The 13413-nt window shown below is 27.4% G+C and carries 9 protein-coding genes; 6 read left to right on the top strand and 3 right to left on the bottom strand.

Translation table 4 applies throughout. The features are described 5' to 3' along the window. The first annotated feature begins 91 nt into the window (after window positions 1-91). Window positions 92-712 (top strand): uracil phosphoribosyltransferase, encoded by a 621-nt coding sequence (upp, locus tag AC0B4K_RS00185; protein WP_465101128.1) that lies wholly within the window; start codon window positions 92-94, stop codon window positions 710-712. A gap of 469 nt (window positions 713-1181) precedes the next feature. Here the strand turns inward: upp and AC0B4K_RS00180 are convergent, their stop codons facing one another. Next, window positions 1182-2714: a transposase family protein gene (locus AC0B4K_RS00180; RefSeq protein WP_465103315.1), complete on the bottom strand. Its 1533-nt coding sequence runs from the start codon at window positions 2712-2714 to the stop codon at window positions 1182-1184. Window positions 2715-2978: 264 nt separating this feature from the next. Here AC0B4K_RS00180 and AC0B4K_RS00175 point away from each other — a divergent pair, with 264 nt between their 5' ends. The 5 genes from AC0B4K_RS00175 (at window position 2979) to AC0B4K_RS00155 (ending at window position 11783) form a co-directional block, all read left to right on the top strand. Then, on the top strand, window positions 2979-5015 hold the full coding sequence (locus tag AC0B4K_RS00175; RefSeq protein WP_465103314.1) for a S8 family serine peptidase: 2037 nt from the start codon (window positions 2979-2981) through the stop codon (window positions 5013-5015). Continuing rightward, on the top strand, window positions 5005-5754 hold the full coding sequence (locus tag AC0B4K_RS00170) for a hypothetical protein (RefSeq protein ID WP_465103313.1): 750 nt from the start codon (window positions 5005-5007) through the stop codon (window positions 5752-5754). Before AC0B4K_RS00175 ends, AC0B4K_RS00170 begins: the two co-directional genes overlap by 11 nt. 179 nt (window positions 5755-5933) lie before the next feature. Next, window positions 5934-8495, top strand: coding sequence for a DNA topoisomerase IV subunit A (locus AC0B4K_RS00165; protein ID WP_465103312.1), 2562 nt, complete (start codon window positions 5934-5936; stop codon window positions 8493-8495). A gap of 6 nt (window positions 8496-8501) precedes the next feature. Further along, complete coding sequence (gene lysS, locus AC0B4K_RS00160; protein WP_465103311.1) at window positions 8502-9965, top strand: lysine--tRNA ligase; 1464 nt, start codon at window positions 8502-8504, stop codon at window positions 9963-9965. A gap of 93 nt (window positions 9966-10058) precedes the next feature. Further along, on the top strand, window positions 10059-11783 hold the full coding sequence (locus AC0B4K_RS00155) for a restriction endonuclease subunit S (RefSeq protein ID WP_465103310.1): 1725 nt from the start codon (window positions 10059-10061) through the stop codon (window positions 11781-11783). Between the two features lie 46 nt (window positions 11784-11829). Here the strand turns inward: AC0B4K_RS00155 and rsmA are convergent, their stop codons facing one another. Next, window positions 11830-12609 (bottom strand): 16S rRNA (adenine(1518)-N(6)/adenine(1519)-N(6))-dimethyltransferase RsmA, encoded by a 780-nt coding sequence (gene rsmA / locus AC0B4K_RS00150; RefSeq protein WP_465103309.1) that lies wholly within the window; start codon window positions 12607-12609, stop codon window positions 11830-11832. Beyond that, entirely contained in the window at window positions 12609-13412 is an 804-nt protein-coding gene (locus tag AC0B4K_RS00145) for a TatD family hydrolase (RefSeq protein ID WP_465103308.1), read from the bottom strand. Before AC0B4K_RS00145 ends, rsmA begins: the two co-directional genes overlap by 1 nt. Between the last annotated feature and the right edge of the window lies 1 nt (window position 13413).

Here is a 13413-nt window from a genome sequence, read left to right as displayed (position 1 = left end):
ATTCTCCTTATTAATATAAATTCAAATTCATACTATTATATATATTATTATATATGATTAATGGTATAATAATACAAAAGGATACAAATTTATGTTAAAAGTTATAAACCATCCTATTATTAATATTAAAATAGATCAACTAAGAAACATAGAAACAAATCATACACATTTTAGATCAATTATGCATGATTTGTCACGTTTGCTTGTATACCCAGTTATGCAAGATTATATAACAACTAAAACTCAAAAAATTAGTGGAACAAATACTGAATTTGAAGCTAATTCATATCATCAACCTATTTTATTAATTCCAATATTACGGGCAGGCCTTGGTATGGTTCAGGGCTTTAGTGAACTATTACCTCATGCTAAAATTGGTCATATAGGTTTATACCGCAACACTAATGGAAATATTAAAGAATATTTATACAAATTACCAGAAATAAGCAAAAATGCAAAAGTTATTTTACTTGATCCAATGCTTGCTACAGGGGCATCTTTAGAAATAGCGATTCAAAAATTAAAAGATGATGGATTTAGAGATATCATTGTTGTTAATTTAATAGCATCTAAATGTGGAACAGATGTTATTCACAACAAACATAAAGATGTTAAGATATTTGTTGCAGCACTTGACAAAGAATTAAATAACAAAGGATATATAATCCCTGGACTTGGAGATGCTGGGGATCGTTTATTTGGGACAAAATAATCCTATTCACTTTTGAATAGGATTATTTTATAAAATTAAAGTATTATTATATAAAAATATTTCTAAGAAAATATGTAGAATAACTACTTTTTTGAACTACATTTTTAATTTTCTGCCCAGACTGTTGGGGTTAATCATTTTTTTATTTTTTGATTTATATTATGATGCTTTTGTTACAAAAAAAAGATAACGAAAAAACAAAGAAAAAAAATTTTTTTCTTCTTTGGCAACTAAATTGGAAAATTTATATATTTTTTGATGTTTTTACTGTCTAAAAAATTAAGAAATAATTATGCATATTGTTAAATTAACTATAAAATTTCAAAATGAAGCAAAAAGATTTTTAACCCCCCGCCCTTGATTGCAATCAAGGGGGCCTTACTTTTGAAAAAGTAAGCAAAACTTCCAGAAAACACGTGCCCGTGTTTTCTATTTTTATTATTTTCTTTTTTATTAAAAAATATTAAAATTAATATGCATCAATTTTTATTTCATCATTGATGCTTCTGTGTAATGTTCGAAGTATCTCTAAATACTCAGCCATAATCTTATTGGCTTCAAGGTTATTTCCTTGTGCATTCACAGAGACACTATTAAACTTTGAGATGTATAATTCAAGAGTTTTAAAAAATGAGTTTGTTTTCTTATGGATAAATGCTAGTTTTCCAACGGCAGGGATAGAATAATCTAAACCTTTCTCAAGAGCTCACATTTCTGTAAAGCTTAGATATTTTCCATTAGGTTCTTTGGCAAAGTATTTTTTTCCATTATATTTAAAATACAAATTATCATCAGAACAATGTACTAACACAACATCAGAATTATAAGGAAATATAATCCTTTTGTCATGCATATCGAAAGCTGCAAGGTTTTTACCTTGGTATCTAACAACACCATTTAAAACTTTTCTATTAATCTCTAAATCAACGGCTCAATTGCCGTTTTTCTTTCCTTCTTTTTGAAAGACATTATGTTTAGAAATTATTTTTTTATTCCTCGTGTTGTAATAATTTTGAAATACTTCGTTATTTTGCTTTAAATCATTAATATCTTTATATCCGTTTTCATGAATTAATAATGGGTATTGATCTAATGATGTTCTAAAAGATCTCTCAACGTGAGGTTTATGTTTGGGATTAGATGAACTGAGTACTTCTATTCCTTTTTTATTTAAATCTTTTTCAAAAATTGTTTGTGCGTTTTCGTTTCCCCAAAAAGTTCTTCTTTTATCAGTATAAATTTTCTTTGGAAATCCATATTTCTTAAATACTATTTCTAACAGTCTTTGATATCCTAATGTTGTTTCTTGTTCTTCAAATCATGCTGCTAATAATGTTCCAGTAGCAACATCAATTGCATGATAAAGATAGAATGGTTTATTATTTTTTAAATATGGTTCAAGCTGAGCATCGATTTCAACAATTTCACCAAATTCTAAATTTTTCTTTAGACCCAAAACTTGTCTTTGTTTTTCATTTTGTTTAATTTGTTTATAATATTTTTTTAATAGCAATGTTGTCTCTTGTGAAGTTTTCTTCTTTGATATTTTTGCTATTTTTCTTCCTCTTTTGGTTGTATGTATATTAAATAATCCTAATTGGTTGAATCTTCTTACCAAAGTTTTGTAAGAAATTTTTTGCCTTATAAAAGAACCATATTCTGAATAATAATAACTTTTAAACGAAAGTTGGTTATTTGTTAGAACGCTATTTAAAATAATTTCACATGTTTTTAAATAATCTTTAAACACTAATTCAATTTCTGAATCGGTAACTTTGCAACTTCTTTGTTGATTTTTATTTTTATGACTGATGTCAATTTCTTGATTACTTTTTATTATTTTTTTATATCTTTTTACAGTTGATACACTAAGGTTTGTAATTAAACTAAGTTGAGATAAAGATTTTTCAATATTAGCAGCAATTAATATGAGAGATTGCTGTTTTTTTAGTTCGTAGTTTGTTAAGTTTTTGTACTTATCTATGTTATGTTTGATTCTCATAAATAATTTATACCATATTTTAATTAAATTAGTTCACTTTCCATGGGATTTATATATGGACCTAAATAGTTGTCATTGGACAAAAGTATTATTATATAAAAATATTTCTAAGAAAATATGAAATTATGTATAATTTAAGTAGACAAAAAAGCAATAATTAATATTTAATTAAAATTTAAAATATAACTAATACTTTGTTTTGTGTCTGTTTAAAAAATTAAGAAAGGAATTTATGTGAAAAAAATACACATTAAGAGGAAATTTTTGTTGCCAATTTTATCAATGATAGCTATAACATCCTTGATTTTTGTTATTCCGGATAGTTACAAAATACAAAAATCAAATTTATGATATCAAGATTTAACTAATGGTAAATTTGAAGTTAGAGATCAATTTTTCATAAAGTCCACTGAAGATAACTCTACAACCGACCAAGTTTTTATTAACAATAATTATGAACTTAAACTTTTATTAAATGTTAACCAAATTACAGATAATGAAAATATTATTTTAAGCTACAATGAAAGTTTTTTAAAGAAAATCCAGAATTTAAGTTTAAACTACTCATCTAGCGACACAAGTAGCATTATGCCGGTAGCATGATTCTATTTTAACAATGAAAATGATCGTGAAATTTTTGTTAATACTATAAAAGATTGGCCTGAAATTCACAAATTTATAATATATAAAAATGAAAATATTGCACCGCAAAGATCAACATTTGATATAGATTATCCAGATTTATACAATCCAGAAAGTCCAGATGGCCCTTATTTAAATATATTGCATAATAACTTAAGGCATTTTAAAAATTCAGTTATTAAAAATGCTGAAATCGTGGGCGTAAATAATTCGAACACCTCAAACATAGGTACAAACAACTCTAAAATTGGAATATTAGAATTTTCTAAGGGTTATAATGATAAAAGATTTTACAAATATTTTCCAAAAGGAATTGAGATAAAAAACAATGCAACTATAAACAATATTCAAACACAAACACATGCAGCAATGGTATCTATGATAGCAGGTGGTGAATATGGAATTGATAAGAATTCTAAGATATATTTGAGTACATTTAACTCAGATAATGAGTGAACTAAGTCAATTGAGCAAATGGTAATTAATGATGGTGTAAGGTTGATAAATCATAGTTATGGAACTAGTTATGGTGAAAATGGTGAATTTTATAAACAATACAGCGAAAACTCTTATTATTTAGATTATATTGCAAGAAAATATGGTGTTATTAATGTTTATTCCGCAGGAAATGATGGACACAAAGAAAATCATTTAATTGATAATCACAAATTATCATTTAATTCCATTGTGGTCGGTGCACTTAGTGATTATGCTTCAAAAAATACATTAAAAACAAATAATTATGCTGCATATTCAAGTTTTAACTTAGAAACCCGTTATAAAGATTTACCAAAGCCTCTTGTTGTAGCACCAGGTTATTTTTACCAGTTATACTATAAGATGAAAGATGTTGGCGCATTTACACAATATGCTAATGGAACCAGTTTTTCAGCACCAACCGTCACAGCACTAATTTCATTATTGTTACAAAAAAGATCAGATATTAATAATAGTGAATTTAAAATTCCGATTATAAAATCAATATTATCAGCATCATCAATTAGCCCAAAACTATCATACACAAAATACAAAGGTAGTGGATATGAGGAGAAGTTTGGTGCGGGAACAGTTAATTTTCAGTCTATGTTAGAGGCTGCTAATAATTATTCTACAGTTAAAGTACACCCAACACAAGATCGTGGCACTATCTTGACAAGTAATGAAATTTTTTTAAATACTAACCAAACAATTAAGGTTTCAAGTTCATGAACCTTTAATGCAGGTCTATTAAAGAATGCTGAAAATAAACCTAAATATAGTTTTACAAATAATTGATGAAATTCATTCCAAAACTTTTTTAATAGCAGAAGACGCCTTGAACAAGAACTAGAAAAAGAGAAAATAGATACACAATTAAAGAAATGAAACGAAACTCATAAAAACGAATTTCAATTAAAATCTGCTGAAACTTTTAAAAATCAGGATAATAAATTTTTTTCAGATTATGACTTATATTTAGAATATAAGAATCCAAATGGAACCTGACAAACAATTAAGAAAGTCACAGTGGCCAGCAGTAATGATGAATTAATTGACTATAAAGTAACAAAAAGTGGTATATATAGATACAGAATCTATAAATTTTCTATAAATTCATTTTGAAATTCTGTGGATGACTTAATTGCAGTAACACACATGGTTAAAAACGATGAAAATTAAAAAAGTATTTTTAGCAGCGCTTTCTTTTGTTTTACCTTTATCACTTATCTCTTGCGAACACAAACAATCCTCTGGCGAAGACAAGCCATTAATAGAAGACGAAAACACAATATACCAAAAAATTCAAGATATTTATGTGTCAATTGAACAAGACTTTTATAAATTTGTAAAAGTAGCAACATTTGTAACAAATAATACACCCTGGAGCTCTAATAATACAACTAATGGACGTCAACAACTTAATGCAGGTATTTTTAATGACGTTCCTGAGAGCAATAAACATAATGGATATATTAAAATATCTACAGCAGATGACTTTAATAATTTTATTATTAAGAAATATATAGAATGACATGATGTTAGTAATGTTGAAGGTATTGAATCTGAAATTAAAAAATACTTTGAAGACGTTTTTTTAGATGCAAAGGATGTTTATGAGACCTTAAATAAATATGATATATTTATTTATGATACAATAATATCTCGACAACTTGAACATAATATTTTAATACCAAATGAAGATAGTAATAAATTTGAAATCCACAACCTTGGGAATGTAGGTTTTTCATACCCTATTACGGATGAACTAAGAAGATATAACTATTGGGGAGTCTTTAAGATTCCTAAAAATAAGGAATTAGTATTTAAGCGGGTAGCTTTTATTGGTCCTGGAGATGATAAAAAGACATACCTTAATAAAATAGAGTCATGATATAATAATGAATACAAAAATCAATAAAGAAAGAAGATTAATTTTATTAATCTTCTTTTAAATAATTAAAATATTAGTTTTCTTGTATACAAAACTAATAAAATGGTACTAATCTCTTTTTTATTAATTAATAAAAGCATTAGTATAATAAAAACACATTTTCCGTGCTATAATTAATACAAAGATTAAATAAATCGAGGAATTAAATGAAAACTAAAATCAACCAAACACTTGAAAAAATTATTGATGAAACATTAGAAAAAACATTATCAGAACGTTTTGAAAGATATGCTAAATATGTTATCCAGCAGCGAGCCTTGCCTGATGCACGTGATGGACTTAAACCAGTGCAGCGACGAATTATTTATTCAATGTTTTCACTTGGTTTAGACTTTGACAAGCCTTATAAAAAATCCGCCAGGGTTGTTGGTGATGTAATTGGTAAATATCACCCTCATGGAGATTCCTCAGTTTATGAAGCCATGGTTAATATGTCTCAATGGTGAAAAAATAATATTCCTTTGTTAGATATGCATGGTAATATTGGTTCAATTGATAACGATCCAGCTGCTCAAATGAGATATACTGAGGTAAGATTATCAAAAATAGCTAAATATATGATTGGAGATATAAAGAAAAAAACCACATTATTTGTCCCAAATTTTGATGATTCAGAAAAAGAACCTTTAGTACTCCCAACATTATTCCCTAATTTATTAGTTAATGGGGCTATGGGTATTGCAGTTGGTATGGCTACTAACATGTTGCCGCATAATTTAAATGAAATCATTGATGCAACAATTCATAAAATCAAAAATCCTACAGCATCTTTAAAATCAATTTTAAAATATATTAAAGGTCCAGATTTTCCAACTGGGGGAATTATTCATGGAACTAATGGAATCATTGAAGCTTTTGAATACGGTAATAATTCAACCAAAAATAAAATAAGACTCTTTAGTAAATATGATATTTATACTAAAGGAGAATATAAATATGTTGAAATAACCGAAATCCCATATGGGGTTGTAAAATCTGCTTTGGTTTATTCAATTGACGAAATAATTCAAAATAAATCAATTGCTGGATTATTAGAAGTTAAAGACCAATCAGACCGATCAGGAATTAACATCTTATTAACCTTAGAAAAAGATTCTAACGATAAAAGCATTATGAGTTATTTATTTACCAAAACTAAATTACAAAATACATATAACTATAACCAAGTAGTTATTGTTAATGGTCGACCCAAATTAGCTTCTTTATTAGATCTTTTAGATAATTACATTTTACATGTCAAAGAGGTTAAAACAAAAACCATAACTTTTGATTTAGAAAAAAGTAATTTGAGATTAGAAATAATTTTGGGTCTTTTAAGAGTAAGTGAAATAACTGATGCTATCATATCTGTAATTAGAAATGCACAGGGGTCAAAAGCAGGTGTTATACAAGCCTTAATTGATAATTTTAAATTTACTCAAAATCAGGCAACCGCCATTGCTGAACTTAGATTATATAAATTAAGTAAAACAGACAAAGAAGCTTTAAACCAAGAAAAAGAGGAATTGCAAAAAAATATTGGTCTCTTTGAACTGTTGTTAAGTAATGAAGATAAATTTAATGGGTATATAATTAATGAACTAAAGGAAATTAAAAAACTCTTTGGTTATCCTAGAAAAACACAAATAATTGAAGAAGATTATATCTTTACATACCAAGAAACAGATTTAATCAAAGATGTGGATAGTTATGTAGCAATTACTAAACAAGGATATTTAAAAAAATTAAGTGATAAAACTGTGAGTTCTAATTCATTATCATCTTACCCCTTAAAAGAAAATGACTTCTTAAAATATTTCACTAAATTTAATTCAATGGATACTTTATTAATTTTTACAACTCATGGTAATTATATTCAATTGCCAGTCTATAAAATTAATGAATATAAATGACGCGAAGCTGGGCAAAAACTTAGTGAACTAGTTGATTGAAAACTAAACGAAGACGTTGTTTCAGTTATTAAAGTTAATAATTGAAGCGAAAAGATTTTTTTAGTTATTGGTACAAAAAACGGTTTATTTAAAAAAGTAAAATTATCAGATTTTAAAGTACAAAAACTTAATAAAAGTTATACTGCAATTAATATTTCTAGTGGTGACGAAGTTGTAAACGTTACAATCAGTAATGGCTTACATGATATACTCATTTTAACAAATAATGGTTTATGCTCTTTATATAGTGAAACAGACTTAGCGATTTACTCACCTAAAGCAAAAGGAAATAAAGGGGTTTATCTTTCGCTTAATGATAAAGTGACCCAATTTATCATGGTTAAAAACCAGGATATCTTAAATATTCTTACCAGTAATGGCCAAATTAAGCATCTACATGTTAGTAAGTTACAATATGTAACAAAACTAATCAAAGGTAAAAAAATAATTAATATTGATAATTTTAAGGTTGCAGATTTACAAACAGGTTATAATTTTAAAATTATTGGCAAAAATTCAAGCAATCAAAGTTTTATTGAAGAATTATTTATTCCAACAACTATAAAACATGGTTTTGAAACAGATTTAAAAATACAATCATTAATAGAAATAAAATTCCATAAACTAGAAAATGAATTAGACTTTGAAACAAAGGGTTTATTTTCAAAACAAACACTAAAAGATGAACAAGAAGACTTTATAAGAAGTGAAGCAAAAATTAATGAAAGTTCATTAAGATTAGAAGAGCTTTTAAAAAAATTAAACAATGAAAAGTAGGTAACAATGCAAAAATATACAGAACAAGAACTTGTAAGACGTAATAAATTAAAAACTTATAAGGATCTCAATATTGAACCATTTGCCAAAGCAAATAGTTTAAAAGAACTACAATATTCAGATCATATTCTTAAAACTTATGAATCATATAATAAAGAAGAGTTACATGACTCTAATCATGAAGTTGCAGTAGCGGGTAGAATTATGACTATGCGGGGTCCTTTTATCTTAATTCAAGACTATCATTCTAAGATCCAAGTTTACTTTAACAAAAAAGAACATGAATCTTTAGCACCATTAGTTAATACTTTTGATATAGGTGATATTATCTATGTTGAAGGCAACGTTATGAAAACAAATACTGGTGCAGTATGTATAAAAACAACCAATATCAAACTTTTAACTAAAGCCCTTAAACCTCTTCCAGATAAATTCCATGGACTAGTAGATGTTGAAGAAATCTACAGACATAGATATGTAGATTTAATTATGAATGAAGAATCAAAGAAGGTGTTTTGAGCAAGAACTAAAATTATTTCAGAAATTAGACGATATTTTGATGATTTAGAATATATGGAAGTGGAAACTCCTTTTTTACATAACTACCTTTCAGGAGCTTCAGCAAAACCATTTACCACTCATCATAATGCCTTAAACCAAGATTTTATTTTAAGGATTGCAACTGAGATTCCACTTAAAAAACTTCTAGTTGGTGGAATTGATCGTGTTTATGAAATCGGACGTATTTTCCGTAATGAGGGAATTGATACTACTCATAATCCAGAATTTACATCAATTGAATTTTACGAGGCTTATTCAAACCTTGAAGGTATGATGAATCGTACTGAAATCTTAATTAAACAAATCGCTAAAAAATTAGGTAAAACAAAGATTATTAATAAAGGTGTTGAAATTGATTTAGAAGCACCATTTAAGAGAATTGATATGGTAGACGCTGTTTCTAAAGCTATTAATGTAGATTTTAGAAACATTAGTTTAGAAAAAGCTTTAGAAGTTGCCAAAAAGCATGGTGTTAAACTGCAAAAATACTTCCAATTAGGTCATATTATTAACGAACTTTTTGAACAATTAATTGAAAAAACATTAATCCAACCAACATTTGTCTATGGACATCCTATCGAAATATCACCATTAACAGCTAAAGCAAATGATCCAAGATTTACAGAACGTGCTGAATTATTTATTAATACTAAAGAATATGCTAATATGTATACCGAACTTTCAGATCCTATTGATCAATTGGAACGTTTTGAAGCACAATTAGACGAAAAAAATAATGGAAATGATGAAGCTAGTGATATTGATTGAGACTTTGTAGATTCATTAAATTATGGTATGCCTCCTGCTGGTGGCTGCGGTATTGGAATTGATCGTTTAACTATGCTTTTAACTGAAAAAGAATCTATACGTGATGTTCTTTTATTCCCCACATTAAAACATAAAAAATAATATTAAAGCAAGTCTTACACCTTGCTTTTTCTATAACCTTTTTATGTGCTATAATTAAATAATATTTAATGTTATTTAAAGGGAGGTTTAATAGTGAACAAAATTGAGAAACTGATTAAAGAATTATGCCCTAATGGAGTAAAAATAGTAAAACTTAGCGAAGTTGCAAAATGTAAAAGCGGAAAAAGGCTTACTAAAAGCCAATTACTAGATAAAGGCTACCCAGTAATGAGCGGAGGAATTAATCCAATAGGGTATTGAAATGAATATAACTATAATGAAAATACAACTTCAATAGCCCGGTATGGTACTGCAGGATATGTAAGGTGAGAAACTCAAAAGTTTTGGGCAATTGATGCTTGTTGAGTTATAACAGATTTAAAAGATTCAGTTAATGCAAGGTATTTATATTATGTTATAAAGAATAAAGAACAAGAACTTATTGAATCAGTATTCGGTACAATACCCGCCTTAAAGTCAGATACAGTGCACAATTTAGATATCCCAATCCCTCCCCTCGCGATCCAGGATGAAATTGTTAAAATTCTTGATAATTTCACAGAACTTACCACAGAACTTAAATACCGTAAGCAGCAATATGAGTATTACAGAGATAAATTATTAACTTTTGATGATTCAAAAGTTAACGTTGAGTATAAAAGAATCGATGAATTATTCAAGTTAAGCAGGGGAATTGTTATCTCTAAAGATTATATTAGAGATAACCCAGGAGAATATCCAGTATATTCATCACAAACCGAAAATAACGGTGAACTTGGCAAAATTAATACGTACCAATACGATGGAGAATATATTACTTGGACCACAGACGGAGCACATGCTGGAACTGTATTTTATCGCACTGGTAAATTTAATATTACTAATATTTGTGGATTATTGGATCTTAAAACTAATGATAATATAAAATACTTATATTATGCATTATCCATCCGTACAAAAGAACATGTAAATATCGGAATGGGTAATGCCAAACTAATGAGCAATGTTATGGCTGGAATTCAAATTCCCCTTCCACCACTTCCAGTGCAAAACCGCATTGCAGAAGTATTGGACAACTTTGAGGAAATTTGTCATGATCTCAAAATTGGCTTACCTTCTGAAATGTCTTTAAGACAAAAACAATATGAATATTATAGAGATCTCTTATTATCATTTAATATTAATGATATTGAGAGAGAGAGAGAGAATAATCCAGGATTAGCCAAATTATTTGAATATATCTTTGGTTTTGAGCTAGTTAGTTTTGGGTGTGGGGTTAAATATAAGAAGCTTGGAGAATTAATTAATAATTTGCCTAAAGGTACGTTAAAGACTACTGATTTAATACCAAACGGTAAATACCCTGTTATAAACTCTGGTACATCTATTTACGGATATTATGGTAAATTTAATAACAATGGTGATGCAATAACAGTTGCTTCAAGAGGTAATGCTGGATTTGTACAATACATGGATCAAGACTTTTGGGCTGGTGGATTATGCTATCCTTTTAGAAGCAAAGATGATAATGAAATATTAACTAAATTTCTATATTATTACCTAAAAAATATTCAACAAAAAATTAGAGAAACATTAGTATGTGAAGGAAGTATACCAGCACTAAATAAAAAGGATTTAGAGGATATTATTATTCCTATCCCACCCCTCGCGATCCAAGTTGAAATTGTTAAAATCCTAGATAATTTCTCTGACTTAACAAATGATTTAACTAAAGGCTTACCATCCGAAATAAATCTTAGACAAAAACAATATGAATATTATAGAGATAGATTGTTAAACTTTGATAAAGTTAATTAAAACAAATATAAAAAACGTTTATGCTTGTAAACTATGCATAAACGTTTTATTTTTCTAATTCTTGATATAAATTTAATATTTTTTCTATTTCTAATTCTTGAATTCTTGTATTATCATTTAAATTAAGTTTTAAATATGCATTATTGATCTTCTCAAATGAATATTTAGATTTTAAACTAAAACTAAGTTTTTTTCTTCTATTAGCAAAACATAGTTTAAAAAATTCTTTTAGTTCTAACCAAGATTCTTTTGTGATATTTGGATAAAATTCAAATAAAACAATAGCAGAATCTACTTTCGGGGCAGGTATAAAACAACCAGCAGGTACTATAAATTCTAAATTAACTTTAGCCAAATATTGAGCACTAACAGTTAATTTAGAATAATCATAAGTTTTATATTTAGCTATTAATCTTTGTGCTACTTCTTTTTGAACCATTAAAATAGCCTTTGAAAATTTATCTCTGTGTTCAAAGATTTTAAATAAAATATCTGTTGTAATATAGTATGGTATATTGGCAATAACTATTGAATTCGGTAAATTTGATAAATCTGATTTTAAAAAGTCTTGATATCTCAAATCAAGGTTATTAAAATTAATATTTTTATTTAAGACATCAACCATATCTTTATCAATTTCAAAGGCAATAACTTGTTTTGCTTTTTTGACTAATTCTTTAGTTAAAGCCCCTCTACCAGGTCCTATTTCAACTATAACTTGATCATTAATATCAAATAATGAAACTATTTTATTAATAATATTTGAATCATGTAAGAAGTTTTGCCCAAACTTTTTTTTGGCAAAAACGTGTTTCTTATCTTTCATTATAAATTAAATAACTTTCTAACATTTTTATTAATACGATCTACATATTTATCTAAACCTACTTGTTTTAGGCCTGCAATATAATAATAAACATATAAAACGGTATTAGGTTCATTCTTTTGCCCAGTATACGGATGCACTCTTAAAAACGGTGCATCTGTTTCATTTAAAATTCTTTCTAAAGGTAAAAATTCGATAACTTCCCTAGTAGTTATTGAAGATCCAAAAGTAACCACCCCGCTAAAAGAAAAATATAAATTTGGAAATTCCAAAAACTTTTTGGCTCATTCTAAGTTTCCGGCGAACGTGTGTAACATGCATTTAATTTTAGGATATTTTACTAAAATGTTATATACATCTTGGTATGCTAAATACTCATTATCTTTATCTCTAATATGAATTACACATGGTAAATTATTATCATGTGCCAATTTAACCTGATTTTCAAAACTTGCTATTTGATTTTCTCTAGTTGGTGAGTCTTCATAATAATAGTCTAAGCCTATTTCACCAATTGCAATAATATGCTCTTTATTTAAGTCCAATAACTCTTTAACTTGGAGATAGTCATCTCCATCCTTGCCAGCTTCTGGGTGAATTCCAATACATGCTTTAAATAAAGGGTATTTTTTAGCTAACTCAATGACCTCTATATTTTCTTGTGGGTGTCCACCATTATTAATAAAAAATTCAATGTTATTGTATTTGGCTGCTTCCATAATTTCTTGAATGTGAAATTCTTGGTATGACCTAGTTGAAACGTGGCAATGTGCATCAATAAATTTATTTCTTTTTTTACTCATA

It is taken from the genome of Mycoplasma sp. 11548 (assembly GCF_055523555.1).
Note: the sequence above shows the minus strand (reverse complement) of the source record. Positions and strands in the feature narration are given on the sequence as shown.